We start from the raw sequence: 26,606 nt of genomic DNA on the forward strand, positions 1-26,606 counted from the left end.
GCATCTTCCGCAAAGCCCGCTGCAGCCCCAACCGGATGACCGCCATCGCCGCAGCCATCCTCACTCTGGAGCGTCAACGCTGAAAAAGCTCACTGACCATCGCCAGCGCATCACAGCGTGCTGCGCGAGACCTGAGAGCCACTTTCGTAACGGATGAAGACCGTGCCACCGTCGTCGCAGGTGGAGCTGTAGTAGGCGCCAGAACTGCCGTTGCAGGCGAACACGTCCACGCTCTTGACGGTGGGGCTGGGACTGTTCCATGCCCAGCTTGCCGCGGGGTTGTCGGCCCCGCATGCCTTGCGGCTCTCTATCCGGTTGAAGGCACTGTCGGTGTAGTGGAAGACGACGCGGACCCAAGCGCAGTAGCCATCGCCAGGAGGCGTGTCCTTGACGGTGCCGCTGAGGTACACGGTGTTGCCGGAAACCGAGACGTTTCCGACCACACGGGCTCCCGGCCGTTCGAAGGTGAAGCCGGTTGCAGCCGATGCCGGACTGGATGCGAGCGCGCTGAAGCCCAGACTCGCCACGGCAGTGTAAGCGAGCGCCTTCCCAAAAGGCATCGCAGTCTCCTGTTCTCGGGTTGGACAACCAGGGCCTGGTCGTCCGGCTGTGAGTAACGGTCACCACAATCCCCAGTTCGGCTCATCAGCGCAGCCCTAACGGCTGTCCGGGACACGTCCCGGACAACCCGGCCTGTGTGCCGTTGCGGGGTGAGAAGCCGTATCTCAACCGAATGTGATCCGTTGATTTCTGCTGGTCAGGCATGGTGTAGCTCGGAATGAGAGAGGCATCCGGCGATCTAACAGGTTTACGAGAAGTAAAGAGGCCGGACCGGGTGGTCCGGGCCCTTCGTCACGCGGTCGGGGCCGGGGCACCCTGCCCGGCCCCGTGGTCGGTCGGAACCGGGCGTGCCTCAACAGCCGGTCAGGTGATGCAGGCGATCAGGGCGGTGGCGTTGTCGGCGTACGGGGCCGGCTGCGCGCGGGCACGCCGGACGGCGCCGTCGGCCAGGCGCTCGACGGCCTCGCGCGGATCGCCGTTCAGGCAGCCGGTCAGGTCGTGGCCTGTGTCTTTGTGGGGTTCGTAGGCGCAGTCGGAGGCGAGCAGCAGCCACCCGGGCCGGGCAGGTCCGCCCACGTGCTCGATCGCCGGGTGGCCCCAGAGGTGTTCGGTCTTCTCGTCGTCGCGGACTGTGCCGAGGCAGGCGGTGATCAGGCTGCGGTCGCCGTGGCCCTCGCAGGCGCGGCGGGCGTTGTGGTCCTCGCTCAGCTGCCGCAGGGGCCCGGGGTCGTCGAGGAGGAGGTAGGCGCGGGCGTCGCCCGACCAGGCGACCGTGAACAGGCCGCCGGGGACGTGGACGGCGACGACGGCCGCGGCGGCGGGCAGGGCGTGAGCGGGGTCGTGGCGGGCGGGGTCGGCGGCGTAGCGCTCATACCCGGCGCGCAGACCGGCCTCCGCGTCGCCGTGTCCGGCAGCCGCGTAGGCCAGGCGGCGCGCGGCGGTGCGGGTCCAGGCCCGGACCGCCGGGGTGTCGCCGACGCCGTCGAGAAGGGCGTAGGAGCGGCTGCCGTCCGGCACCTGGCACACCGCCGTCGCGTCGCACTGGAACATCCGGTCCCCGGGCCGCTGGGCGACCCCGTGCGGCGTCACGGCCAGGTCCTTACCGGTGTCCTCGCTCATGGCAGAAGCCCTTCCAGAACACCGGCTGGCGCGGGGGGCTTCGCCGGGCCGCCGGGGTGCCCGAACGGGTGAATCTCCTCCTCGCGTACGCGGGCGCGCTTTCCAAGGAATGATTCCAACTCTCCCAGTTTAAGAAGGGATTGACACTTTTACGATGTTTCGTCACGGTATGCCATATCGCTGGTGGCGATCGAACGAGAGGTGAGTTCCATGGCACGACGGACCGAGTACGGCGAGGCCCAGGCCGCCCAGCGGCTGAAGGTCCCGGTGACGGCGTTCCGGTGGCCGCGGTACGCCGGGAGCGTCCCGGCTCCCGACCTCCCGGCGGGGCGGTGGTCGCGGGCGGCGGTCGAGGCTCTGGACGCCGGCGTCATACGGGCCGCGATGAGCGAGGAGCCGATCTCCGGCGGGGTGGCGGCGGACCGGATCGCCGCCGCGCTCGGCACCCCGAACGTGTCGGGTGAGAAGCCGATGGTGGCCACGTGCTTCGTGGTCCGCCGCCTCGTCGCCCGCGGCCTGCTGGTCGACCTGTCCGGCAACCCGTCAGGGGCGCTGCATCACCCCGGGCAGGTCGCCGAGGTCTGCGCGCGGGGAGACCCGGCCGAGCTCGTCGCCGCGGACACCCCGCTCGGGCCCGACCAGGCCGCCGCCCGCCTGGGCGTGAGGAGAGTGGAGTTCGACTGGATGATCCGCCTCAAGTGGATCCGGCCGGCGGAGTGGGCCGAGGCGCGGCACGGCACCTCGCGGACCGGGGCAGTCCACGTCCCGCCCTACCGCACCGCCGACGTCGACACCCTGCCCGCCGCACACCCCGAAGCCGACTGGGCAGAACCCCGCCAGGCCGAAAAAGGCCGGCGCTCACCCCTCGCCGCACTGCACCCGAAGCCGAAGGCGAAGGCGAAGGCAGCGTAGGAGACCGGGCAGGCAGAGGGGCGGCCGGGGTATCGTCGGCGCCGTCAAGCAGGACGTCGGTTACCGACGGCGGGAGAGGACGAGTAGAACCGCCACGACGAAGACCCCGAAGACCAGGGCGATGCCCCAAGTCGGGAGTTCGTCAGCAAAGGATGGCATGATCGCTGAGAGTGTCATCGCGTGGACCCTTTACGCAGGAAGTAGAGGCCGCCAACAGCCAGAACTGCACCGATGGCAATGGGCAGCACCGCCCGCGCCTCCCCGTCGCCTGCATCCTTCACGCCGAAATAGAGCAGAGCGACGCCGCAAAGCAGCGCTATAAAAGCTGAGCCGATCATGAGGGGAATACGCATTGATAACTCCTGTCCTCCGGGGGGCGGGATGCGCGTCCCGCCCCCCGGCTTTTGGATCAGCTGTAAGCGGCGGTCGTCGCTCCGGCGGCTCCTGCGGCCACGACGGAGCATCCGGTGAACCCGGCGCCGAGTGAGAGGCCAAGGGTGGCGAAGGTTCCTGCCGCGGCCCCAGCCATGCAGAGCCCCTCCACACCGATGCCCACCAGAATGCCCATCTTGGTGGCGTTGGCACCTTCCGTATCGCCCGTCAAGGTGTCATAAGCGAGACCCGCCCAGTCCCCGATGCCGGTGACGTCCCCGAAACTGAGCAGGCCGGTGGGATCGGTGTGATTGATGGGGTCGCCGGCGGCGTAGAGGTAGGGATTGGATTCCTGGCCGGAGGGGTCGGGCTGGGTGAAGCGGCCGAGGGCGGGGTCGTAGTAGCGGGCGCCCATCTTGTACAGGCCGGTGGGGTCGAGGTAGGCGCCGGCGTAGCGGTAGGGCTGGGAGAAGGACTCGACGGGGTCGCTGTAGGCGGTGCCGTAGGGGGTGTAGGCGTAGGTGTGGGTGCGCTTGCCCGCCTCGTCGACCAGGCCGATGACGTTGCCGGTGGCGTCGGTGAGGTAGTAGGAGGACTTCCCGTTGCTGCGCACGGAGTTGAGTGTGCCCGCGGGTTCGCGGATGAATCCGGTGTCGGTGCCGGCGGTGGTGGTGCCGGTCAGGCCGAGCGCGGTGTGGTGGAACGTGGTGTCACCGAGCTGGGTGCGTTCGGTGTTGTCGGTACCCGCGTGGGTCAGGGGCCGGGTGGTGCCGGAGGTGGTGATCGATTTCAGCTGACCGTGGTCGGTCCAGGTCTCGCCGGTGCGGGCCAGACCGTTGGCGGGGGCGGCGGAGGTTTCGTTGCCGGCCTTGTCGTAGGACCAGCCGGTGGTCACGCCGTTCTTGGTGACGAGCTGGGAGGCGTCGTTGTAGCCGTAGCCGTTGGTCGTGCACGCGGGGCGGGGGGAGTCGAGGAGGTTGCCGGCCTTGTCGTAGCAGTAGCGGGTGATGAGGCTCGGCTGCCCGGGTGTGACGGGTTCGGCGCTGCTCAGGCGGCCCTGGCTGTCGTAGAGGTAGGTGGTGGTGGTCTGGGTGGTGTTGTCCTTGCGGGTGCGGATCTTGGTGCCGTCGGTCGCGCCGCTGGTGCCGTACGTGTAGGTGTAGGCGAGGTCGACCAGGGTGGTGGTGCCCGAGACCGCCTTGACGGCGGTGGGGCGGTCGGAGGCGTCCAGGGTGATGTTCTGGGTGGTGCCGCCGGGATAGGTGGTCTCGGTGCGCTTGTCGTTGTTGTTGTACGCGTAGGTGGTCTTCTTGCCCGCCGGGTCCAGCAGTTCGGTCAGGCGGCCGGCGGCGTCCCAGGTGTAGTCGGTCTTGCCGTTGGGGTCCTTGTACCAGTCGACCTCGCCGCCCGGGGTGTAGGCCAGGGTGGTGAAGGTGCCGTCCTGGAGGTTGCGGAACAGTTCGCGGTTGAGGCCGTCGAAGGTCCAGGCGGTGGTGCCGGAGGCGTCCGTGCGCGAGGCGAGGTTGCCGTCCTCGTCGTAGGCGTGGGTGACGGTGGCGTAGCCGGAGGTGTCGGTCCTGGTGACCCGGTCGCGGGCGTCGTAGGTGTAGAGGGTCTTGACGCCGCGCCCGTCGGTGGAGCCGGTCAGACGGCCCAGAGCGTCGTAGGTGTAGGTGGTGACGCCGAGGGGCGCGGGCGGGGTGACCTTGGTCAGGTTGCCCTTGGTGTCGTAGGTGAAGGACGTGGTCTTGCCGTTGGCGTCCTTCGCGGTGCAGCGCTGGCCCTGGAACCCGCCGCAGGTGGGGGTGGTTCCGTTGTAGGTGTAGGTGCGCTGACCGCCCTCGGTGCCGCTGGTGGTCACCGACAGGGTGTTGCCGGCCGCGTCGTAGGCGTAGGTGTCCTTGCGTCCGTCGGCGTCACTCATGTTGGTGGGCAGTTCGGTGCCGGCGATCGTCTGGTACTGGGCGGCGGCGCTCGCTCCGGTGGGCAGCTTGGCCGAGACCGGGTTGTTTCGCGCGTCCCAGCCGTAGGTGGTGACGTTGCCGCCGGTGCCGCCCGTTCCGGTGCCCATGGCGTCGGTGGTGGTCTGCGTCAGATGGTTCTGGTAGGTGGTGGAGCGGTTGTGGCCCAGCGGGTCGGTGACCTTGGTGATCTCACCGTCGGCGTTGTGGGTGTGGATCGTGCGGTCGCCGTCCGGATCGATCACCGATGTGGTGCCGGCCGTCCCCGGGGAGTCGGTGTCGTAGGTGTAGGTCCAGGTCGGGCCCGAGCCGCCGTCCAGGCGCTGCATGGAGACCAGGCGGTTCTCGGCGTCGTAGTTGAACAGGGTTTCGTTGCCCCGCGGGGTGGTGACCTTCGCGACCCGGTCGGATGAGTCGTAGGCGTAGAGGGTGACCGCGCCGTCGGTGGCGGTGGTCTTGATCAGGTTGCCGCCGCCCTCTCCCTGCGCGTCCGCGGCCGACAGCTCGTAGGAGACGGTGCGGCCGGTGTTGTCCGTGGCCTGCCAGTGCGTCTCGTCGCTCCTGACCAGGTCGACCCAGCGGCCCGAACGGGTCTCGGTGAGCCTGAAGCCGGTGTACTCGCCGTCCTGCTCGTGCCGGGTGACGGTGATCGTCCCGTTGTTCTTGTCGGTGACCTTCACCAGGTCACCGCCGGAGGTATAGGTGTCCTTCGAGCCGGACTTGCGGTCGGTCAGCGTAAAGGTGCCGTCCGCGTTCTTCTTCAGGTCCTTGCTGTAGCCTGCCGGCGTGCCCAGCGTGCCGTCGGCGTTCTTGGTGAATTTCACCGATGCGCCGGTGGCGTCGTAGAAGACCACGATGCCGTTGAACGACGTGTCCAGGCTGCGCTCATAGCCCTGCCACCAGTTCTTGACCTGGCCGTACGGGCCGGTGAAGGAATTGTAGGTCCGCGTCAGCTGGAGCTTCTGGCCCACCCCGGCGATGTCGAAGTCGGTCGCCGCCAGCATCAGGTTGCCGTTCGACAGGTTCACCCGCGCCACCAGGGCGTCGGTCAGGCGCGTGTCGGAGTAGCGGTGCCAGGGCACCTGCCCCTGCCCTTCGGGCACGAACCTCAGCGGTCCCAGCACGGAACGTCCCGCATCCTGCTGTTCACCGCCCGTGCGCCGCTTCTCCTGGGCCGCGTGCCAGGCGGCCTCCTCCGCGGACAGCGGTGCCGAGGGCCTGCTCGCTATCGGCCTGTTGACGCCCGCCGACGTCTTCGGCACGGCGGGCCGCGGAGCGTTCACGCCCCAGGCCGACGACGGTGCTCCCTCCTGCGCGGCCGCGCTCACGGCCGGAAGAGAGGCAAGAGCCAGAGCGCCGGAAGTGACAAGAGCCAGCGCGGCCAGCCGGGCGGTCTTCTTGCGGGCACGCCACGAAGGCGCTCCCGAGACACGCGAGTTCACAACAATCCCCCCACGGGATATGTGTACCGGCGACCCCACTGGTCACCGGGCGGACACAAACTGTCACGCCCTGGCCACGAAACCCGCGCCGTGCCCCCGATCCCCTTTCACACACGGTCGGGAACAAGACCCTCCACATGGCGATCATGGACACCTTTCACGCACACACACCAGACATCACCGACAACCGGAACCAGCGAAAGGAACAGAACAGGCATTCGCTCCGACCGAAAACGAACAACACTTCACAACAAGAACCACCACGCCCCGGCCACGCCCCACCCCCGATCCAGCCACACGCACATCCACGCCGAACCACCACTCCAGCCACACGAACACCAGCACCAGACCGGACCGCCGCCGCCGCGCCCGGCATCCCGAACACACCGGGGACGTGGACGACGACAGCGCCGGCGGACAGGCCGTGGCCGGGGTCGTGGCGGGCGGGGTCGGCGCCGTAGCGCTCGTACTCGACGCGCGGGCCGGCCTCCGTCCCGCCATGTCCGGCGGCCGTACGGGCCGGACGGCACGCGGCGGTACGGATCCGGGCCCGGACTGCCGGGGCGTCGCCGACGCCGTCGAGGAGGGCGTCGGCACGGGTCCCGCCCGGCATCCGGCACACCGCCGTCGCGTCGCACCAGAACATCCGGCCCTCGGGCCGCTGAGCGACTCCATGCGGCTCGACGGCCAGGTCCTCGCCGGCGCCCCGGTGGGCGCGGCACACAGGCCTCGTCCCGGCCCCAGACCTCCCGGCGGGTCGGTGGCCGCGGGCAGCCGCCGAAACGCTGGACGCCGGAACCGCACGGGCCGCGATGCCGGTGGAGGCGATCCCCGGCGCGGTGGCGGCGGACCGGATCGCCGAAGCGCTCCGCACCCCGAACGTGCACCGGCAGAAGGCGGCGGTCACCTCGTTCGCCGTCCGCCGCCTCACCGCCCGCGGCCTGCTGGTCGACCTGCCCGGCAACCCGTCAGGGACGCCGCACCACCCCGGTCAAGTCACCAAGGTCTGCGCACGCAAGGACCTGGCCGAGCTCGTCGCCGCCGACACCCCGCTCGGACCCGACCAGGCCGCCGACCCGCCCCGGTGTCAGGAGGGTGGAATACGACTGGATGGTCCGCCTCCAGTGGATCCGGGCCCGCGGAGTGGGCCGAGGCGCGATACGGCACCTCGCGGACCGGGACGGTCCACGTCCCGCTCCACCGCACCGCCGACACCGACACCCTGCCCGCCACACACCCCGAAACCGACCACGAAGAACCCCGCCGCGTCGGGAAAGACCGGCGCTCGCCGCTCGCCGCACTGCACCCGAAGCCGACGGCAGCCCCGGCACCGGCGTGGGCAGGCGAAAAGGGCTGCCGCCCGGGTTCCCGGGGGGCAGCCCCTTTCTTGGTGCGCCGAGTGGGTCAGGCGGGAGTGGAGGAGGTCAGGACGGAGTGGTCGACGTGGTGGTGCTTGGTCTCCACGCCGTACGCACCGCCCCGCGCCTCCCGGAGCGGACGGCCCACCGTCCCGGCAGCCGCGACGCTGCTTCCCCGGCCCGTTCTCCGGTCGGCGCCGTGCCGGCGGGAATGACTCGTGGACGGTTTCCTACGGCCGTGGCGGTCGGTTGGTGACGCGCTCGCTTCCGGCAGCGGGTTCCCGGGGTGCCGGCGGGGCCGGGGATCCCTTTCCCTTCATCAGCAGGGCGGTCGCCGTCGCTCCGGCCGCGGCGATGGCGGCGGCGCCGAGGAAGGCGCTGCCGAATCCGTCGGTCAGGGCGGGCAGGTCACCGAGGCGGTCCGCCCCCCCGGGAGGCGGCGAGCGCGGTCAGGGCGGCCAGGCCGAGGGCGGAGCCGACCTGGTAGGTGGTGTTGACGATGCCCGAGGCCAGGCCCGCCTGCTCCGGGGGCGCGCCGGCCATCGCCGACATCAGGGCCGGGATGTAGGCCAGGGACATGCCCGTGGCGGCGACCACCGAGGCGGGCAGGACGTCGACGACGAAGGTGCCGGTCGGCTCGACCGCCGACAGCCGTACCAGGCCGGCGGCCAGGACCAGCAGGCCCGCCGAGATGAGCGGCCTGGGCCCGAAACGGCCCAGCAGGCGTCCGGTGAGGGTGGTCATGAATAGCATCAGCAGGGCGGTCATCGGCAGCAGGGCGGCGCCGCTGGCGAAGGCCCCGTAGCCCAGGACCTGTTGGAGGTAGAAGTTGAGGAAGTACCACATCGGGATCCACGCGGCCCCCAGCAGCGCCATCGCCAGGTTGGAGGCGCCGAGCGCGGGGGTGCGCCAGATGCTCAGCGGCGTCCTCGATGCCTTCTGGACGGCCAGGAAGACGGTCAGCAGGACCGCGGCACCGGCCAGCCGGAGCAGGGTCTGCGCGCCACCCCAGCCGGCTTCGGGGGCCCGGACGACGGCGAAGACCGCGAGGGCCAGGCCCGCGGTGACGGCGGCGGCGCCCAGGATGTCGATGCCGCCCCGGCGGCGGCCCGTGGCGGGGAGCAGGCCGGTGGCCGCGAGGGTGGCGATGCCGATGGGAACGTAGAGGATAAAGATCCAGGGCCAGGACGCCCACTGGGTGAACACCCCGCCGAGGAACACGCCCGCCGTGCCGCCGGCCGGTGCGGCGGCGCCGTAGAGGGCGAGGGCCTTGCCGAGTTCCCCGGGGTCGTGGCCGAAGAGCATCATCAGCAGCGTCATGGACGCCGGGGCGATGAGGGCTCCGCCCGCTCCCTGTACGGCCCGGCCCGCGATCTCGACTCCAGCGCTTCCGGCCGCGGCGGCGACGACGGAGCCGGCGGTCAGAACCGCCCAGCCGGCGGCGAAGACCCGGCCTGCGCCGAGGTGGTCCGAGAGTCGGCCGCCGAGCAGGAGGAGCCCGCCGAAGGCGATCACGTAGGCGTTGAAGACCCAGCTCAGGTCGTTCTGGGTGAAGCCGAGGTCCCGCTGCATCCGCGGGAGCGCCACACCGATGATCGACGTGTCCATGATCACCATGAACTGTGCTGTCGCCAGCACGCCCAGCGCCCACCAGCGCCGGGGATTGACCGTTGAGGTCGACACTGCTCCGCCCTCCGCCGAATGGACATCCAGATACCCCTAGGGGGTATCCGGTTTCACTGAATCGGGACCTTATACCCCCCAGGGGTATTTCGGTAGAGGGGTAAAATCTTTCCCGGCCCCGGCCCCGGCCCCGGCGCCGGAACGCCGACGGGGGCCTGGCAGTCGAGGATCAGCCCAGTGGGCCGAGGAGGCCGTCGCACACCTGTCGGCAGAAGCCGGACGGGGACCGCCCGCATTTGGTGCGCACCACGGTGGGCTCCGCTCCCCGGACGGTGCGCACAGCGCGCCCCACTTCCGTGCGGCAGAGCTTCCGTCCGGCAGAGCGCCCCCTCGGTACACGGTGCGCACGGCATCGTCCGCACGCGCACCGCTCTCACGGACGGGGACGGCGCGCGGTACGCCGGGAAGGGAGGCCCCCTCCCCCACCGGGCGTCGCAACCTGCTGCGATCCCTCATGGGGCCGGTGGCAGACGTGGACCAGGGGGATGTCCAGGGCCGTGGCGTCCGTGGTGAGGTCATCGCCGGGCACGTCGTGGGACGGGGTGCGTGGAGTGGATCGTTCCGGACCACTTGCGGGAGACCGCGAAACCGCCGATCCCACCGCCGAGAGCGCGGCCGCAGGACGGCGGAACGCGGGACACGCCTGACGAGACGCTGTCCGCCGCGATCGTCTACGTCCTGATCAGTGGCCGTGCCTGGCGGGATCGTCCGCGGGGTCGTGCAGGACGCGGCGGAGGTCAGGCACCGGCCGGTGAGGGCAAGGCCGTGGACGCCGTCGGGACAGGCCCAGGACCGCCCAGCGGCCCGTCGCGCGGACGAGCCGGAGTCGGCGGCGAGGGCCGGCACGCCAGGGAGGGGCGGGAAGGACACGGCGCCCCCTCACGGGACGGGGACAGCACCCCCGGCCGCCCCGCGCATGCGGAGTCCCCCGGTTCCCCGGCGAGAACCCGTCACGGACGGGCCCGCGCCTCAGTCCCGTACGAGACAGAAGGGGTGCCCCGCGGGATCGGCGAGGACGCGCCAGCTCCGCCGCTCGTCCCCGGCGTCGAGAAGAGCGGCGCCCCGGGCGAGGGCCCGCGCCTGCGCGGCGTCCAGGTCCTCCACCCCCAGGTCGATATGGAACTGCTGGGGGCGGGCGGGGTCGGGCCACCGGGGCGGCCGGTGGTCCGCCACGCGCTGGAAGGCGAGCACGAGCCCGCCGTCGGTGTGGAGCGTCGACCAGTCGTCGTCGAGCGACCAGCGGGGGTCGGGCCGGTTCACCGCGCCGCCCAGGAGCGACTGGTAGAACCGGGCGAGTTCCACGGCGTCCGGGCAGTCCAGCACCACGCACTGCAGTTTGGCGATCATGCCGGGTAGCGTAGAGCAGCAGGTCATCATCCGTCGGAGTCGGGAGCGTCGGGACCGGCCGTGCGTCGCCCCCCATGGCGGCCATGACCTCGTCGCCGTGCACGAAGGCCCAGACACCGAAGGCGTCGATGGGACCGAGCAACGTCCGCCCGAGGGAAGTGAGTTCGTACTCGACATGCGGCGGCGAGCCGAAGTGGGCGCGCCGGTCCACCAGTCCGTTGAACTGCAGGCGGCGGAGCGTCTCGGTGAGGACCTTGGAACTGATGCCGCCGATCGCCTCCGACTCCCACGAGTCCGGGGCCGTCGCGCAGGACCCAGAACACCACGGAGTTCCAGGTGTTGGAGAGCAGGTCGAAGGCGAGGCGGGCGCGGCGGTCGGCGTCGATCGGCTACGCCGACGCTTTCGGCTTCAGCGCCGCGTTCAAACGCCACAAGGGCGTGGGCCCCCGCGCGTTCCGCGCCGCGGCGGCCTGACCCCGGCCCCGGCGTCGGACCTCCCTCTCCGCCGGGTACGCGGAGCCGGCGGCGTACCGTCCTCCGCTCCCACCCCGGCGACGCCCCGGCTGCGGGAGACCCGGGCAGGACCGGACGGACACAGGCCCCACGGGCCCGGGCCGGCTTCACCCATCGCCCGCCCCGTAAAACCCTTCGCCCGCCACCGCCGGCTCCCTCCCGTTCCTCCCGCGCGGTCGTTAGGGTCGGCCCATGGCTTCCACCGATGTCTCCCTGCGTCCCGTGCACCCCAGCGACCTGCCGGTGTTCTTCCGACACACGAACGACCCCGAGTCGAACCGGATGGCCGCCTTCACCGCCGAGGACCCGGCGGACCGGGCCCGCTTCGACGCGCACTGGGAGCACATCCTCGCCTCGCCCGGCATCATCTCGCGCACCGTACTCGCGGACGGCGACGTGGTCGGGCACGCGGCCGTGTACGGAGAGCCGGGCGAGCGGGAGGTCACATACTTCATCGACCGCTCCCACTGGGGGCGGGGCATCGCGACCGCGGCGCTGCGCGGGCTGCTCGCCGAGGTCCCCGAACGCCCGCTGCACGCCCGGACGGCGGCGGACAACGCCGGATCGGTACGAGTCCTGGAGAAGTGCGGCTTCGAGGTCGTCGGCAAGGACCGGAGCTTCGCGAACGCACGGGGAACGGAGATCGACGAGCTGGTACTGCGGTTGGACGGATAACTTCCCCCGCCCCGCCGCCCGTTCCCGACCCCGACCCGGCCCACGCCGACGAAGCCCTCGCCCGCCACCCGACAGCCAGGCCGTCCCGCGGCAGCCGGACCGTCGTCCGGCCGGGCGACGGGCGCTCCCGGGAACCCGCACGCCCGCGGACTCGGCGTCGGCCTGGTCTCGGCGGTGACGGCGACCGGTCCCGGTCCGGTGCCGGTGCCGGGCGCGGTCGCCTCGGTGGCCGTGTACTGGCTGGTCATGCGCCGTGTGGCACGACGCTCCACGCCGGAGATCGCCCGGTCCGGGGCCGGGCGGGAGGCGCTGCTGGGCGGTGGGACCGGTCTGGGTTTCGTCCTCGTCTCCGCCCTTTTGATTACGGCGTTCGGAGGCTACTCGTTCTCCTGGGCGGGCGACGGCCTCCTGCCGGTGCTCCGGAGCGCGGTCGTGGTGCAGGCCGGGGCCGCGGTCACCGAGGAGTTGCTGTTCCGCGGTCTTGCCCTGCAGGCTGTGGGGCAGCCGGGCCGCCCTCGTGGTCACCTCGCTGTTCTTCGGTGTCGCCCACCTGGGGCCCCGAGAGCGAGCGCGTGGAGCGGACTGGCGATCGCCCTGGAAGCGGGCGTCCTACTCGGAGCCGCGTTCTTGTGGCGGCGTAGCATCTGGTTCGTCGTGGGTCTGCACTTCGCCTGGAACACCACGGAGCAGTTGCCCGGCATCCCGGTCTCCGGACACGCGCCCGAGGGTCTGTTCACCGTCGATGTCCACGGCTCCGCCCTCCTGACCGGTGGCGGGTTTGGTCTGGGGGCGTCGATCGTGCCCGTCCTCATCGGCGTGGTCCTCGTCGTCCCCATGCTCGTTCTCGCCCACCGGAAGGGCGACATCAAGTCCCGCCGGCGCGCGGGCCGCTGAGACGGACCGATCGGAGGAAACGGAAGTGATGTCCCGTCGGGCGCCCCGGTGCCCCGCACCGATCCGGGCGCCGTTCGGCCGGTGGCAGGAGCGGGATGCTCCCCTCAAGGACGGCGTCCTCGCCCTGGCGCTCGCGCTGCCCGCCTTCGTGCCGGCCCTGTCCCGTCTCGGCGCGCAGATCGGTGATCTGCCCGAGCGGGCGCCGAGTGTGCGGGGCGTCGGGCTGGTCCTGGCCCAGGCCCTGCCGCTGGCGGTCGGCCGCAGGTGGCCCTCGGCCTGTCTGGCCGTCATCGCGGTCGCGTTCGCCGTGCACCAGGCGCTGGGCTTCGCCACGACGTTCGCGAGTGTGGGGCTGTACCTGGCCCTGTACTCCGCCGGCGCCCACCAGATCCGCTTCCGGCACGGCACGGTCGTGGTGGCGAGCGCGGGTGACGCCGTGCTGGCCGTCGCCCTGGGCCGCCTCGGCTCGCCGCAGTCGGTACCGGACTACCTCGCGTTCTGGCCGGCCCTGGCCGCAGCCTGGCTGGTGGGAAGCACGGTGCGCACGCGGCGGGCGGAAGAGGCCGAACGGCGGCGGCCGGCCGCCGAGGCGGCCACGGCGGCCGAGCGGGCGCGGCGGCCGAGCGGGCGCGGCGGCCGAGCGGGCGCGGATCGCCCGCGAGCCGCACGACGTGGTCACCCACCACGTGACGGCCATGGTGGTCCAGGCCGACGCGGCGCAGTTCCTGCTCCCGTCCGCGCCGGAACGCGTCGGCGAGGGACTGACGGCCGTCAGCGACACCGGCCGCCGGGCGCTGACGGAGCCGCGGTGCCTGCTCGGCGTCCTGGAGGCGACCGGCGGGTCGGCCCCCGCGGACCCGGCGGGTGCGGGCCGGGCGCCCGTCCCGGGACGGGTGGCGGACCTGGTCGAGCGGGCCCGCAGGTCGGGGCAGCCGGTCGAGTTCAGCGAGCGGGGCGCGCGGCGGCGGGGCGTGGACGTGGAGCCGGCCACGTACCGGGTGGTGCAGGAAGCGCTCACCAACGCCATGAAGCACGCGGCCGGGGAGCCGAGACGGGTCCTGCTCCGGCACGGCGACGAGCACGTCGAGATCGAGGTGATCACCGACGGACCCGCCGCCGCACCGGACGCAGGGAAACCGGATCCCGCGGGCGGATGCGGGCTGGCCGGGCTGCGTGCACGGGTGCGGATGCTCGTTGGTGAACTGCAGGCCGGTCCCCGGCCCGGAGGCGGGTTCGGGGTCCGCGCCACGATTCCGTCCGAGCCCCTTCGGGAGTGACCCCGTGAACGACGCGCCGCCACCGATCCGTGTGCTCGTCTGCGACGACCAGGCGCTGGCGCGGACCGGCTACGTCACCATCTTCTCCGCGCAGCCCGACCTGGAGGTCGCCGGGGAGGCCGAGAACGGCCACGGGGCGGTTCGGGCCGCGCGGCGGCTGCGCCCGGACGTGGTCGTGATGGCCATCCGCATGCCCCTGCTCGACGGCATCCGGGCGACGCGGCAGCTGGCCGGTCCCGATGCCGAGGACGCGCCGAAGGTACTGGTCGTCACCACGTTCAACGTCGACGCCTACGTCTACGACGCGTTGCGCGCCGGAGCGAGCGGCTTCCTCCTCAAGGACGCGCCCCCGGCGGAGCTGCTCAACGGCATCCGGACCGTCGCCCGGGGCGAAGCCCTGGCTGCACGGGGTGTCCGGGTGGCCGGCCCTTCCTCGCGGACCGGGCGGGACGGTCCATGCGGGTGCCCGGTCTCCACCAGTCGGTGGGAACGGCGCCGCCCGGCCGGGGCGCTCCTTTTGCGCGAGCGGCGCGGTGGACGCAGCCTGGCCCCATGACCTCTGACACCCCCGGCGGAGCGACGACCGTTCCCGCGCACACCTCGGGCCCCGGCAACACCGTCGTGCGCTACGGCGACGACGACGCCGCGCACGTGCTCGGCGTGTACCTGGACCCGCGCTGCCCGTACTGCAAGCGGATGGAGAACGGTCTGGGCACGGTGATCCGGGAGGCGGCCGACGCCGGGCGCTTCCGCGTGGAGTACCACTTCGCGACGTTCCTCGACGACGCCGCCGGCGGCAGCGGTTCGCTGCACGCCCTGGCCGCGCTGGGGGCGGCGCTGGACGAGGGCAGCGAACCGTTCGCGCTCTACCTGAGGTTGCTCTACGCCGAGCAACCGCCGGAGGAGGAGGACGGCTTCGCCGACGGGGAGACCCTGCTGAGACTGGCCGGGGAGGTGCCGGGACTGGCCACCGAGGCGTTCGTGTGCAAGGTGTCCGGGGGCGTCTACCTGCCCTGGGCGCGCGCCGTCTCCGCCGCCTTCGGGCGCGGCGGAGTGGAGGCGACGCCGACCGTGCTCGCCGACGGCGAACCGGTCGCGGTCATCGGGCCGGGCGGTTACGCGGTGACGGCGGAGGCGTTCTTCGCCCAGTTGGCCGAACGCTGGGAGTGAGGCGCGGCGGTACGGACGGTTCAGGCGCGCGGGACGGCTCCGGCGCCGGCGGGCACGGCCCCGGGGACCCTGTCCCTGCGCGGAGCGCGTTCGTCCACGCCGGACCCGCGGGACGTGGCGGCGGGCGGACCCGGGCGCGGTCTCCCGGCCCCCTCCCCCGTGGGGCGCGGCCGGTCACGGCCGTTTCGGCCGGTCGCCTCCGCCGCCGGTGTCCCGTGCGCCGGGAAGGCCGCGCGGCGTCTCGCCGGGAAGGCCGCGCGGCGCGAGGAGCGCCGTGAGGGCGACGGCCGTGAGGGTGCCGGCGACGACGCCGCTGTTGAGGATCGGGCGGGACCAGGCGGGGAAGCCCGCGTACAGGCCGGGGGCCAGGAGGGGCAGGAGGCCGGCGGTGAGGGCGAGGGCGGCCGTCAGGGCGCCGGTGCCCGTGGTGGACAGGTCGGCACGGCGGAGCATGTCGACGCCCAGGACGGCGATGACGGCGTAGACGACGAGGGAGGAGCCCGCGACGACGGCCTCGGGGATGCCGGCCAGCACCCGGGAGAGGGGGGTGGCGAGGCCGAGGGCGAGGAGGAGGATGCCCGATCCGGCGGTCACGAAGCGGCTGCGGACGCCGGTGAGGCGGCCGATGCCGATGTTCTCGGCGCTGGTGACCATGAGGGAGGTGCCGAACAGTCCGCCGGCCAGGGAGACGAGCGCGTCGGCGCGGGCGACGCGCGGGACGTCGCGGGCGGGCACCGGGGTACGGCCGGCCGTCTCGCTGTTGAGCACGGTCTGGCCGGTGATCTCGGCCAGGGTGGTGAGGCTGAACACCAGCAGCGGGAGGGCGGCCAGGACGTCGAAGCGCGGGGTGCCGAAGGGCAGGAGGGCGGGCAGGGCGAAGCCGCTGCCGGCGGCCGGGGTGAAGGTGCCCAGACCGGTCGCCACCGCCACGGCGGTGCCGGCCGCCATGCCGAAGAGGACGGAGCTCTGGCGCCAGACGCCGCGCAGCAGCACGTACGCGGCGACCGTCGCCGTGAGCGTGAGCGCGGCGAGGAGCACCGCGCGCGGTTCCCCGGTGCCGTCCGGGCCGGTGACGAGACGGGCGGCGACCCGGATCATCGCGATGCCGATGAGCAGCACGGTCACGCCCATGACGAGCGGCGGGAAGAGGCGTACGACCCGGGCGTACAGGGGCAGTACGGCCAGGAGGAGGCATGCCGCGAGGAGGACCGCGCCGGTGGCGGTCGGCGCGCCGTGTTCCTGTGCGATCTGGAGGAACAGGGCGGTCGCCGCACCGCCGGGCAGCATGACGAAGGGGAGGCGGCCCCCGACGTTCCGGACGCCGAGGGACTGGAGGAGGGATCCCGCGCCGCAGAGCAGCAGCACGGCGCTGAGGAGCGACGCCGTCGCGGCGGGTGACATGCGGAGGGTGCCGGAGACGAGGAAGACGGTGGAGAGGGGGGCGGCGATCATCGCCAGGACGTGCTGTGTCGCCAGAGGGGCCAGGCGGCGCAGCGGTACCCGCGCGTCCACGGGCTCGGGCGCGCCGGCGCCAACGGGACCGGCGGGGGCGGCCGGGGTGGTCGTCATGCTCTCGTCCCCAGCCACGGGATCTCCTCGGCGGCGTACCGGTAGGCGCGGAAGACGGCGTTGGGTTCGCAGGGGAACAGGTTCCGGACCTCGCTCTCGTCGTAGCCGGCGAAGTGGGGCACCACGTACTCCCAGCACAGGTAGCCGTCCCCGGTCACTTCGAGCAGGCGCCCCGACGGGGAGTCGGTGACGAGCGTGTTGCCGTTGGGCAGGCGCTGCGCGGAGCCCATGAACGGCGCGAAGAAGAACTCGCGGGCCGGGTCGTGGTACTCCCACACGATGTCGCCGTCCGTCCGGTCGATCTCGACGACGCGTGAGTACGGCACGTCGTGGCCGGGCCGGAAGACGCCGTTGTCGAAGACGAGCAGGCGGCCGTCGGGCAGTTCGGTGGGCGCGTGCTGCTGGCTGACCGTCCCGGGGCGGCTGCGCCAGAGGATCTCGCCGGTGTCCCGGCCGATGACGACGACGGCGGAGACGCTGCGCAGACTGGCGAGGACGTTGCCGTCGCGCAGGGGCGTGACGCTGTTGATCAGGGGCCAGTGCTCGCGGGCGTACGCGTCGTGGAGCGGGAAGGAGTCCCGGTCGAGGTGTTCCGCCGCCCGCCAGGACCAGAGGAGTTCGCCGTCGGGGCCGATCTCCTTGATGGTGTCGGCCCAGACGGTGCCGCCGGCGGCCTCGGAGCCGGGCACTCCGCCCCGTACCGCTGCGGCGTCGGCTCCGGTGAGGGGTTCCAGGGCCGTGTACAGGACGCGGCCGTCGTCGAGGTGGTGGGCGTCGTGGTGCTGGAGGGGGTCGCGGTGTTCCCGCAGCACGGTTCCGTCGGGCGCGGCGTGGAGCATGACGCCGCCCCGGTATTTGTGCCACATCGGGAACAGGGCCTTCTCACCGGGGAGTACGCCGTTGTAGGCGAGGGTCGCGCGGTCGAGGAGCCGGGCGTGGCGGCCGGGGCGGTAGGGGAGGTTCCACTGGTGGACGGTGCGGCCGTGGAGGTCGATGAGGTAGACCTCGCCGGAGCCGGTGAGGGGTGCGTAGAGGGTGTAGCCGTCGAAGGCGGCGGTCTCGTCGAGGGCGATGAGGCCGGTGGGGCGGCGGCGGCGTGAGTTCTGGTCGATCGGGGGCACGGCGAAGCTCCTCGCTTCAAACTTTCTTTGATGAGGACAACGGACTTTGACGTTAGGCGCGTTGTGTGACGGGCGTGTGTCGGCCGTACGAAACCGTCGGCGGCGCCCCGCCGCACTCGGCGTAGGCTGCGGGCGGGCGCCGTCGGCCGGACGGAACGGCGCGGGCGGGCGGGCGGAAAGGACGGGACCGGCGATGGAGGCCGTGAACACACCGCGGGTCGGCGCCGCCGTGCGCCGTAGGCGCCGGGCGCTCGAGCTGACGCTCGCCGAGGTCGGCCGGCGCAGCGGGCTCTCCTCCCCGTTCCTCAGCCAGATCGAGAACGACCGGGCGCGCCCCAGCATGCGTTCGCTCCAGCGGATCGCGGACGCCCTGGGCACCACGGCGGTCCAGCTCCTGGCCGCCTCGGACCGGAGCCGCAGCGTCGACGTGGTGCGCGCCGGTGACGACAGCGGCCTCGGCCGGGCGGCACGGGTCCGCCCGGTGGTGCGGGGCCGCCATCAGCTGCACGCCCTGGAGTTCGTGGGCGAGCACGAGGCGGAGCGCGAGTTCCGGCACCGTCACGACGAGCTGATGTACGTGGCGGACGGCTCGGTGGAGGTGGAGGCCGACGGCCGGATCCACCTCCTGGAACGCGGCGACTGCCTGCTCCTGTCCGGCGGCGTGCGCCACCGCTGGCGCACCACAAACCCCGGTTCCCGGGTTCTGGTCGTCGCGCTCGCGGAACACCTGGAGCTGCTGGAGCGGTAGGGCGTCCCCTTCGGCGTGAGGAAGAAGAGCGGGACGAACTCGACCGGACACGGCTCGCCGCACCGCGAGCATGCGAAATCGAGCGGACCGGGCCGATGGTGCGAAAAAAGCGCCTTCTCCGATTTCCCGCGGAGAAGGCGCTTTCACGTTTCCACACGTACCCGACCCGAAGCACGCATCGTTCTTCGGCGGGGAAACATGCGTGGAGCGGAATCCGGGATTTCCCCGGGGGGATCTTTCGTCAGGCCCTGTCGAGGTAGAACTTCTCGTGGTCGCCGCCGTTGGCGTTGACCTGACAGTTCACCGTTCCGCCGGGTCCGGTCGCGGCGGTCACGCCACTGCCGGTCACCATGCGCAGGTATATGCCGGGAAAGGTCGCGGACTCGAAGGAGAACGAGCCGTCCGCCTGGGGCCGCAATGTGTACTTCTCGTAGGGGTGGGCGCCGTACTGACAGTTGACCTTGCCCCCGCCGGCCATGGTGGCGGGGACTTCGGCGCCGTCCATGCGCAGGAACACGTTCGGGAAGGCCGCCGACTCGAAGGCGTACGACCCGTCCGCCTGGGGCCGGACCTTGTAGCTCGTCCAGGGGCCGGTGCCGTACTGGCAGTCGACCGTTCCGGCGCCGGGGCCGGCGAAGGCGGTCACTCCGGTCCCGTCCATGCGCAGGTAGACGTTCGGGAAGAACGTCGACCGGATCGTGATGGGCGCGTCCCCGAGCTTCGCGAGGTCGGTCGCCGACAACGGCATGATCGTTTCTCCTTCGATGTGGGTGCGTCAGCCGGTCGGAGCCCGGTGCCGTGACGGTGCCGCGAGCGGCTCCGTCACGGCAGGAAAAGGGAGGAAGAGCGGTACGGATTCCTTTTCGAATTATTCCTCGAATGGTTCTCAGAAGAAAGGAGGGATATCGGATCGGAGGGGTATGGCATTGCAGACTCCCCCCCTTTCCCCACCCCTCATTTCCTGCCCACCCGGGCTCCGGGCTCACTTTATTCATGCGGACCCGGCGTGTCCATCCCCACGCCCCGGTGAGCTTTCACGCCACAGGGAGGGAAGATCCCGGGAGGCCGCGTCGGCGCGAAGAGCGCAGAAAGGGAGCTTCGCGGAAACAACTGTTGAGGAAGAGGCGTGCGGAAACAACTGTTGAAAAAAGGGAGTCCCTTTTCGGCGCCCGTGGCCTGATCCGGAACGCCGAAAACAGGAAAACCGATGGGATCGGCGGCTTCCGGGCCGGGTGCTGCCCGCACCGACGGCTTCCTTCGCCGCACGGCCCCGCCGGCGGCGGGGCCGTGCGGCGGACCGGAACCGCGCCGGCCCTCGCAGACCCTCCCGCGCGACTCGCACCACCCCTGCCGGACGCTTCCTCCCGGACCCCGGGTCACCGCCTCGACCGAACGTGCCGCCACGGCCCGACCACCCCGTCCTGCCGGCGGGCTCACGGCGCCGTCGGCCGGGGCCCGCCGGCAGCGTGACCGGTCCGGCCGACGGCGGCGCCGGGGTGTTCCCGGGGACGGTCCTGGACCGGACGGTCCGGATCCCGGCCGCTTCCATGAACCCGGTCGACGCCTCCAGCGGTACGGCGGCGGCCCCGCGACCCGGCGCGGGGCAGCGCCCGGCGGCTTGGATAGGTTGGTGGCCACCGACCCAGGAGATGCCCGTGCCCGGCCGCCCCAGCGTGTTGTTCGTGACCGATCTCGCCTACCGGGCCCGGGGGCGCCGCTACTGCGACGAGGACATCTTCCTGTCGTCGCGGCTGCGGGACGACTTCGACATCGCGTTGTGCCACCCGCTGGACGCCGCCGCCCTCATGGACGCCTTCGACGGGGTCGTGGTCCGCAACAGCGGCCCCGTGCTGCACTACCAAGAGGAGTACGACGCCTTCCGGAACAGGGCCGCGGCCCGCGGCACCCGGGTCTACAACCCGCTGTCCGGCCGGGCCGACATGGCCGGAAAACAATACCTGCTGGACCTGACGGCGGCCGGATACCCGGTCATCCCCACCATCGACCGGCCCCAGCACCTCGGCGCGCTGCCCGAGGCCGACCAGTACGCGGTCAAGCCGAAGGCGGGGGCGGACTCCATCGGCCTCGACTTCGTCCCCCGGGGGCGGCTGGACGGCCTCGCCTACGGTGACATCCTGGTCCAGCCCCGCATCGATTTCCGCTACGAGGTGTCGTTCTACTACATCGACGACGTCTTCCAGTACGCCCTCCACGCCCCCGACCCCGACCGTCGCTGGGTCCTCGAGCCCTACCGGCCCACGGAGGCCGATCTCGGATTCGCCCGCGCCTTCATCGACTGGAACACCCTCGATCACGGCATCCAGCGCGTGGACGCCTGCCGGACCCGGGAGGGCGACCTCCTCCTGGTCGAACTGGAGGACCTCAACCCCTACCTGTCCCTGGACCGTGTGGACGACGCGATCCGCGACGCCTTCGTCGCCGGCATGACGGCCTCCCTCCACCGGTTCCTGGGCACCGCGCCCCGCGCCTGACCGGTACGCCTCCGGTCTCCTCGTCCGGCGCCGGCAGGGGTGCGGGGCGCCCCTCAGGTCCCGGCCGGTGGCGGCGTGCGCGCGGCGGCCTCCTCGGTCCACCGACGAGTCCGGTGCGGGTCCGGCCCGGCCTCGGGCCGAGGTCGGGATCGGGCCGAGGTCGGGATCGGGCCGAGGTCGGGATCGGGGCCGTCGTGGTGGCGGTCCTGGCCCTGGGGACCGGCGTCACGGTTGGATGTGAGGATGCGAAGATCTACTGTGTGGACGCGCGGCTGGGGAACGGCGGCGCTGATATGCGCGGCAGCGGTGGTCCTGCTTCCCGTCGTTCGGTTCACGACTCCCCTGCCCCGCGCGGACGTGCCGGTGGCGATGGCGCTGGCCCTGGTGTGCGGCCTGGGGTGGGTGGCGGCCACGTTCAGGGCGCCTCCGCCGGAGCCGGGCCCGCCTCCCCCGGATCCGGACGACGAACTCCCGCCGGTTCCGTCGGTGCTCCCCCGGCCCTTCCCCGTACCGCTGGGACCTGCTCTCGCGCTCGTACTGGCCGCCGCGGCCGTCGGGTCGGCGTTTCTCGTGGGGCTGCGGCCGGACGGTGCCCAGGGGGAAAAACTCTCCGCGCTCCAGGAGGCGGGGCCACGGGTGTCGACGGCTGCCGTCGTCGAGGTTGTGGGCACGAAATCCACCGGCGTGGGAAAGGGCAAGCGGGGAAGTCACTACTTCGCCGATCTGCGGGTCGAGCCGGCCGACGGGACCGTGCTCGCGGTGGACCGCGGGATCGTCGACCGGTGGCCGTACGAAGGCATGGAGGTCCGGGTCCTGCACGTTCCCGGCCGCCCGGAGCTGGGCGGCTGGGTGGACGACGGTTCCGACCTCTCCTCGTACCTGTCCTCCTGGTACGTGCCCCTGGGCGACGGAACGCTCATGCCGTTCGTCTTCCTCTTGCTCGGGGCGGGCTGGGCCGCCACCGTCCTGACGAACGACCGGAGGATCACGGAGTACGGTCCGCGCAGGCTCCTGACCGAGGACGCGGCGGCCGGGCGGGTGAACGCCGAGTACGTGGAACGGCTGACCGCGGTCCACGACGCCCGCACCGTCCCCGGCAGGCGTACCGGCAGCACCGAGGTGGTCGACACGGTCCGGCTCGACGCCGCCGTTCCCGGTCTCGGCCCGCTCGAACTCCACGTCGACCGCGCGGAGGTCCTGGCCCTGGCCACGGAGTTCGGCGAGGGAACGGGTTGGCTGCTCTGGGCCCGCCGATGGACCATGGCCGACTACAGGCACACCGTCCCCGCGGTCTTCGTCGCCCCGGACGGCCGGGCCTTCACCTGCTCCGTCCCCGCCTCCGGCATCCGGCGCCCGACCGGTGACGTCGAGGAAGCCACGACCGCCGGAAGGGGCGTCCGCCTCTGGAAGGGGGTCTGCCGCACCTCGCCCGGCGTCCGGCTCGCGGTCGTCGGGGCGTACGCGGTGGCCGGGGCTTCCGCCGTCCCGGTCGTGACCGGGACGGCCGGCCACCTCACCGGCTACCTCCCGCTCGCGCTGACGGTGGTGGCCGCCGTGTTCACCGCCGTGCTCACGGGGCCCGCCCGGCGCCGCACCCTGCGGCTCCCCGGCTGGGACCGCCGGACGAGCCGGGACGCACGCGTGCGCACGTGACGCCCCTGCCCGCCGCCCCGGGCGGACGGGGCGGGACAGCGGCCGCGTGATCCTGCCGGTCACGTGGAGCCGCACGGCCCGGTCATCGGCGTTTCGGCCAACCCGCCTCCGGGTGCGTGCTCTTGCGCGACAAGGGTCGGTGCACTGCACACCTTCACCGAACCGCTCAACCCCAAGGTGCGCAACCCGTCCGAAAGACAGGTGTTCGACATCGTGACGGCGTCGTTGAACACGCCGAATCGCGCATCGCGTCCACGAGGGGGAACACCTTGACGTCAGACGAACCGGGTGGTGGCACGCCCCACCATCCGCCGAAGACCGCGGTCGCCGACAACATCTCGGACGCGGAACGGGAGCTGTACGGGGGCCGGCTGCGCTACGACCAGTCCTACGTCCGGCACGAGGGCCCGCTGACCCGGCTGAAGTTCGGGCGCATGGCGGCCGCGCTTCCCGCCATGGCGGGCATGGTGCTGCGCACCGGCTGGGAGACGGACCGGCGGGCGCTGACCGGAGTCGTGGCGGCGCAGCTCGGGCAGGGCGTGACGGCCGGCTGGGGACTGGTGGCGGTCAACGGCGTCCTGACGCGGTTGTTCGCCGACGGTCCGACCCCGGACAAGCTCCGCGAGGCTCTGCCGTCGCTGGCGGTGCTCGCGGTCGCGGCGGTGGCGACCTCGGTGCTGTCGGCGTGGTCGACGGCCATGTCCGGCCGCCTCGAACCGCAGGTGGAGCGGGCGGTCTCCGCGCGGTACTACACGGCCGTCACCGGGGTGGAGGTGGAGGCGACCGAGCGGCCGGAAGTCCAGCGGGTCCTGGAGGCGGGGAAGTTCGGCACCGACTCCGCCCGCAGCATGCTCCGCCTTTCGGTCGGCGTGGGCAACGTGGTGATCGGCATGGTGGCGGCCGCGGTCGTGCTGGCGGCACTGCACTGGGCTCTGTTGCCGATGCTGCTGGCGGTCGCCCTGCCGAAGGGATGGGGCGCGGTCCGTTCCGCGCGCCGCGACTACCTCTCGCGGATGAACTGGGTCGACCACCGCAGGGCGATCGCCTCCCTGCTGGCCCACCTGACCCGTCCGCACGCCGCCGGGGAGATCCGGGTGCACGCCGCCGGTACGAAGCTGTTGTCCAGCTACGAGGAGATGTCGAGGCAGGCGGAGGCGGAGCAGCGGCGCCTGGCGCGGGCGCAGGCGTCCACGGACCTGGTCGCGGGCGCGTTCGCCGGTGTGGCGTCGCTGGCCTGCTACGGCGTGCTGTGGTGGCTCCTGGCCACCGGCGGTCTGCCGCTCGCCGTCGGAGGCACCGCCGTGATCGCCATCCGCACCTCGACGGGACGGCTCACCTCGCTGGTGCAGCAGGTCAACCGGCTGTACGAGGAGCTGCTGTACCTCACCGACACGGAGGACGCCATCCAGGTGGCGGGAGAGAACGCCATCCCGCTCACCGGTGCCCCGCTGCCCGCGCCGGTGCGGGAAGTACGGACGGAGAAGGTGTCGTTCACCTATCCGGGGGCGGACTCCCCCGCCCTGGAGGACGTGAGCGTACGGGTCAGCCGGGGGAAGGTGACGGCCCTGGTGGGGGCGAACGGGTCGGGGAAGACCACGCTCACGAAGGTGCTGGCCGGGCTGCTCCTGCCGTCCGGGGGGAACGTGTGGTGGATGGGCGAGTCGGGCGAACGGGTCGGGGTGCGCGAGGCGGACCGCGCCCAGGTCTTCGGCGCCGTGGGGCTGTTGACCCAGGACTTCCCGCGCTGGGAGATGACGGCCGCCGCGAACGTGGCCATCGGTGTCGGCGACCGCCCGCGGGACATGGACCGCGTCCGCAGGGCCGCCGGCGAGGCGGACGTGCTCGGTCTGGTCGAGGGGCTGCCGCACGGCTGGGACTCGATCGTGTTCAAGGGGTTCGAGCGGGGCGTCCAGCTCTCCGGCGGCCAGTGGCAGAAGCTGGGGTCCGCCCGCACCCGGTACCGGCAGGCACCGTTCCTGCTGGTGGACGAGCCGACCAGCGCGCTCGACCCCCACGCGGAGATCGCCGCCTTCCAGGGGTTGTGGTCCCTGGCCGAAGAGGGGCACGCGGTCGTGCTCGTCACCCACCGGCTGGCCGCGACCATGAAGGCGGACCACATCTACGTCCTCGACCGGGGACGCGTCGTCGAGGACGGCACCCACGAGGACCTGATGGCCCGCGAGGACGGCCTGTACCGGGGCATGTTCACCGCCCAGGCCGCCCAGTACGGGCACGCGCCCGCCGCCGGCGCGGTTCCCGGTCCCCGCGGCGCCCGGCCGTCCGACCACGAGACGGCGGACTGACCCGTCGGCCCGCTTCCGCAGCACCGCCCCCACGTCGAAGGCGAGATGACGCTCGTGCCACCCACTTCTTCCGCGATCCGCAAGACCGTCGAGACCTGCCCCGCGCTCCACCCCGACGGGCGTGGTGCCCCGGCCGGGCTGCTCACCGTGCCGGAGCGGCCCGTCGACGTGTCCGCGCGCACGGCTCCGCCCGAACACGTCACCCGCGGTGCCGTTGTCACCGACCGCCGGGGGCGGATCCCGCACATCCCGCACCGGGCCACCGGCGGCCTCCTATGCACCTCCGGCGGCCGCACCGAACCGGAGACCCCGCAGGACACCACTCGTCCGGAGCCCGCCGGGGCCCCGGCCGGGACCGTGCCGCACGTGGTCGGCGTCCACCTCTACCTGGAGCGCGGGGGCGAGGTCCTGCTGGGGCTGCGGCATCCGGACTCCGCGTACGCGGGGAACCTGTGGCATGTGCTCGCCGGTCACCTGGAGGCGGAGGCGGCGACCGCCGGCCTTGTCCGCGAGGCGTTCGAGGAGGCCGGTCTGGTCATCGATCCGGCCGATCTCGAACTCGTCCACACCCTGCACGTGGTGGACCGGCCCGGCGCCCGGCCGAGGATCCAGCTCTTCTTCCGGCCCCGGCGCTGGGAGGGGGTCCCCGAGGTGCGCGAACCCGACCGGTGCCTCGCCTGGGAGTGGTGGGACGCGAAGGATCTGCCGGAGCCGATCGTCCCCTACACCCGTGTCGCGATCGAGGGGATCCGCGCCGGTCGCTCCTACAGCGAGCTGGGCTGGGGACGTTGAGCGGCGGTGAGCGGCACACGGTGCCGGTGGACGTGCACCTGATCGCCGTCCGCGACGGGGAGGAGGGGCCGGAGGTGCTGCTGTCGCGCCGGGCCGGCGCCGTCTACGCGGCGGGGCACTGGCACTTCCCCTCCGGTCACGTCGACGGCCCCGCCGAGGACGTCGTCACCGCGCTCGTGCGCGAGACGCACGAGGAGACGGGGCTGGTCGTGGCTCCGGACGACGTGTGCGCCGCGGTGACCGTGCACCACCGTGCGCCGGGCGGAAGCGCACGCGTCGGGTTCTTCTTCGAGGTCCGCCGCTGGACCGGGACCCCGGAGGTCAGGGAACCCGCGGTGTGCGACGGCATGGGCTGGTTCTCGTTCGGCGCCCTGCCGGAGCCGATGGTCGGCTACTGCCGTGCGGGGCTGGACGCGTACCGGGCCGGCGTTCCCGTGGCGCTGCACTTCCAGGAGCCGGGCGACCCGGTCGGGCACGACCCCGCCGCCGGCCGGCTCCGTCTCGTGCCCGCCCCGGGCTCCGGGCGGCCCGGACGCGGGCCGGGGGTGCGGGAGTTCGCCGAGCGGGCGGCCGGGGAGCCGCCGGGAGCCGCCGGGGCCGCGCACCGGTCCCCCCTGTCCGGGCCGTGAGCGGGTCACGTTACT

General features: G+C 72.5%; 20 protein-coding genes and 6 pseudogenes. 16 read left to right on the forward strand and 10 right to left on the reverse strand.

Translation table 11 applies throughout. The features are described 5' to 3' along the window. Positions 1 to 83 (forward strand): annotated as a pseudogene (locus tag ACZ6AQ_RS08815) (IS5/IS1182 family transposase); the annotation flags it as partial. 27 nt (positions 84 to 110) lie between these two features. On the opposite strand, the gene ACZ6AQ_RS08820 reads toward ACZ6AQ_RS08815, so the two are convergent. Next, the gene (locus ACZ6AQ_RS08820) at positions 111 to 560 is read right to left on the reverse strand and encodes a hypothetical protein (RefSeq protein ID WP_468758589.1); all 450 of its coding nucleotides are present in this window, start codon (positions 558 to 560) and stop codon (positions 111 to 113) included. Between the two features lie 364 nt (positions 561 to 924). Further along, positions 925 to 1,680, reverse strand: coding sequence for a hypothetical protein (locus ACZ6AQ_RS08825; protein WP_468758590.1), 756 nt, complete (start codon positions 1,678 to 1,680; stop codon positions 925 to 927). A 210-nt stretch (positions 1,681 to 1,890) separates the two neighbouring features. On the opposite strand from ACZ6AQ_RS08825, the gene ACZ6AQ_RS08830 reads away from it, so the two are divergent. Then, positions 1,891 to 2,592, forward strand: a complete 702-nt coding sequence (locus ACZ6AQ_RS08830) for a hypothetical protein (RefSeq protein WP_468758591.1) — start codon at positions 1,891 to 1,893, stop codon at positions 2,590 to 2,592. Positions 2,593 to 2,765: 173 nt separating this feature from the next. Here ACZ6AQ_RS08830 and ACZ6AQ_RS08835 read toward each other — a convergent pair whose 3' ends face one another. The 3 genes and pseudogenes from ACZ6AQ_RS08835 to ACZ6AQ_RS08845 form a co-directional block, all read right to left on the reverse strand. Then, on the reverse strand, positions 2,766 to 2,945 hold the full coding sequence (locus ACZ6AQ_RS08835; RefSeq protein WP_468758592.1) for a sodium:neurotransmitter symporter: 180 nt from the start codon (positions 2,943 to 2,945) through the stop codon (positions 2,766 to 2,768). A 56-nt stretch (positions 2,946 to 3,001) separates the two neighbouring features. Continuing rightward, complete coding sequence (locus ACZ6AQ_RS08840) at positions 3,002 to 6,253, reverse strand: RHS repeat-associated core domain-containing protein (RefSeq protein ID WP_468758593.1); 3,252 nt, start codon at positions 6,251 to 6,253, stop codon at positions 3,002 to 3,004. A 1,702-nt stretch (positions 6,254 to 7,955) separates the two neighbouring features. Then, positions 7,956 to 9,342: pseudogene (locus ACZ6AQ_RS08845) on the reverse strand (MFS transporter). Positions 9,343 to 9,940: 598 nt separating this feature from the next. On the opposite strand from ACZ6AQ_RS08845, the pseudogene ACZ6AQ_RS08850 reads away from it, so the two are divergent. Next, a pseudogene (locus tag ACZ6AQ_RS08850) lies at positions 9,941 to 10,119 on the forward strand (IS5/IS1182 family transposase); the annotation flags it as partial. 258 nt (positions 10,120 to 10,377) lie between these two features. On the opposite strand, the gene ACZ6AQ_RS08855 reads toward ACZ6AQ_RS08850, so the two are convergent. Beyond that, the gene (locus ACZ6AQ_RS08855) at positions 10,378 to 10,755 is read right to left on the reverse strand and encodes a VOC family protein (protein WP_468758595.1); all 378 of its coding nucleotides are present in this window, start codon (positions 10,753 to 10,755) and stop codon (positions 10,378 to 10,380) included. Positions 10,756 to 10,831: 76 nt separating this feature from the next. Further along, positions 10,832 to 11,141 (reverse strand): annotated as a pseudogene (locus ACZ6AQ_RS08860) (winged helix-turn-helix transcriptional regulator); the annotation flags it as partial. On the opposite strand from ACZ6AQ_RS08860, the gene ACZ6AQ_RS08865 reads away from it, so the two are divergent. The 7 genes and pseudogenes from ACZ6AQ_RS08865 to ACZ6AQ_RS08895 all read left to right on the forward strand — a co-directional run bounded on the left by ACZ6AQ_RS08865 (position 11,092) and on the right by ACZ6AQ_RS08895 (position 15,284). Next, complete coding sequence (locus ACZ6AQ_RS08865; protein ID WP_468759271.1) at positions 11,092 to 11,229, forward strand: hypothetical protein; 138 nt, start codon at positions 11,092 to 11,094, stop codon at positions 11,227 to 11,229. The pseudogene ACZ6AQ_RS08860 and the gene ACZ6AQ_RS08865 overlap by 50 nt on opposite strands. Before the next feature lie 231 nt (positions 11,230 to 11,460). Further along, the gene (locus tag ACZ6AQ_RS08870; protein ID WP_468758596.1) at positions 11,461 to 11,943 is read left to right on the forward strand and encodes a GNAT family N-acetyltransferase; all 483 of its coding nucleotides are present in this window, start codon (positions 11,461 to 11,463) and stop codon (positions 11,941 to 11,943) included. A gap of 174 nt (positions 11,944 to 12,117) precedes the next feature. Then, entirely contained in the window at positions 12,118 to 12,837 is a 720-nt protein-coding gene (locus ACZ6AQ_RS08875; RefSeq protein ID WP_468758597.1) for a lysostaphin resistance A-like protein, read from the forward strand. 28 nt (positions 12,838 to 12,865) lie between these two features. After that, positions 12,866 to 13,330 (forward strand): annotated as a pseudogene (locus ACZ6AQ_RS08880) (DUF7134 domain-containing protein); the annotation flags it as partial. 178 nt (positions 13,331 to 13,508) lie between these two features. Then, a complete protein-coding gene (locus ACZ6AQ_RS08885; RefSeq protein ID WP_468758598.1) occupies positions 13,509 to 14,114 on the forward strand; it encodes a sensor histidine kinase in 606 nt (201 codons plus the stop codon). A gap of 4 nt (positions 14,115 to 14,118) precedes the next feature. Further along, positions 14,119 to 14,524 (forward strand): annotated as a pseudogene (locus tag ACZ6AQ_RS08890) (response regulator); the annotation flags it as partial. Positions 14,525 to 14,666: 142 nt separating this feature from the next. Next, positions 14,667 to 15,284, forward strand: coding sequence for a thioredoxin domain-containing protein (locus ACZ6AQ_RS08895; RefSeq protein ID WP_468758599.1), 618 nt, complete (start codon positions 14,667 to 14,669; stop codon positions 15,282 to 15,284). Positions 15,285 to 15,458: 174 nt separating this feature from the next. Here ACZ6AQ_RS08895 and ACZ6AQ_RS08900 read toward each other — a convergent pair whose 3' ends face one another. Both ACZ6AQ_RS08900 and ACZ6AQ_RS08905 read right to left on the reverse strand, forming a co-directional pair. Further along, positions 15,459 to 16,871 (reverse strand): uracil-xanthine permease family protein, encoded by a 1,413-nt coding sequence (locus ACZ6AQ_RS08900; RefSeq protein WP_468758600.1) that lies wholly within the window; start codon positions 16,869 to 16,871, stop codon positions 15,459 to 15,461. Next, a complete protein-coding gene (locus tag ACZ6AQ_RS08905; RefSeq protein ID WP_468758601.1) occupies positions 16,850 to 17,974 on the reverse strand; it encodes an aryl-sulfate sulfotransferase in 1,125 nt (374 codons plus the stop codon). Before ACZ6AQ_RS08905 ends, ACZ6AQ_RS08900 begins: the two co-directional genes overlap by 22 nt. A gap of 193 nt (positions 17,975 to 18,167) precedes the next feature. Here ACZ6AQ_RS08905 and ACZ6AQ_RS08910 point away from each other — a divergent pair, with 193 nt between their 5' ends. Beyond that, the gene (locus tag ACZ6AQ_RS08910) at positions 18,168 to 18,722 is read left to right on the forward strand and encodes a helix-turn-helix domain-containing protein (protein ID WP_468758603.1); all 555 of its coding nucleotides are present in this window, start codon (positions 18,168 to 18,170) and stop codon (positions 18,720 to 18,722) included. 241 nt (positions 18,723 to 18,963) lie between these two features. Here ACZ6AQ_RS08910 and ACZ6AQ_RS08915 read toward each other — a convergent pair whose 3' ends face one another. Next, a complete protein-coding gene (locus ACZ6AQ_RS08915; RefSeq protein ID WP_468758604.1) occupies positions 18,964 to 19,470 on the reverse strand; it encodes a fascin domain-containing protein in 507 nt (168 codons plus the stop codon). 901 nt (positions 19,471 to 20,371) lie between these two features. On the opposite strand from ACZ6AQ_RS08915, the gene ACZ6AQ_RS08920 reads away from it, so the two are divergent. The 5 genes from ACZ6AQ_RS08920 (at position 20,372) to ACZ6AQ_RS08940 (ending at position 26,591) form a co-directional block, all read left to right on the forward strand. Next, the gene (locus tag ACZ6AQ_RS08920) at positions 20,372 to 21,214 is read left to right on the forward strand and encodes an ATP-grasp domain-containing protein (RefSeq protein ID WP_468758605.1); all 843 of its coding nucleotides are present in this window, start codon (positions 20,372 to 20,374) and stop codon (positions 21,212 to 21,214) included. Between the two features lie 243 nt (positions 21,215 to 21,457). After that, positions 21,458 to 22,867: a hypothetical protein gene (locus tag ACZ6AQ_RS08925; RefSeq protein WP_468758606.1), complete on the forward strand. Its 1,410-nt coding sequence runs from the start codon at positions 21,458 to 21,460 to the stop codon at positions 22,865 to 22,867. Positions 22,868 to 23,238: 371 nt separating this feature from the next. After that, entirely contained in the window at positions 23,239 to 25,170 is a 1,932-nt protein-coding gene (locus tag ACZ6AQ_RS08930) for an ATP-binding cassette domain-containing protein (RefSeq protein ID WP_468759242.1), read from the forward strand. Between the two features lie 45 nt (positions 25,171 to 25,215). Next, positions 25,216 to 25,962, forward strand: a complete 747-nt coding sequence (locus ACZ6AQ_RS08935) for an NUDIX hydrolase (RefSeq protein WP_468758608.1) — start codon at positions 25,216 to 25,218, stop codon at positions 25,960 to 25,962. Further along, entirely contained in the window at positions 25,959 to 26,591 is a 633-nt protein-coding gene (locus ACZ6AQ_RS08940; RefSeq protein ID WP_468758609.1) for an NUDIX hydrolase, read from the forward strand. Before ACZ6AQ_RS08935 ends, ACZ6AQ_RS08940 begins: the two co-directional genes overlap by 4 nt. Positions 26,592 to 26,606 lie beyond the last annotated feature (15 nt).

Source organism: Streptomyces sp. NPDC041191 (assembly GCF_055591945.1).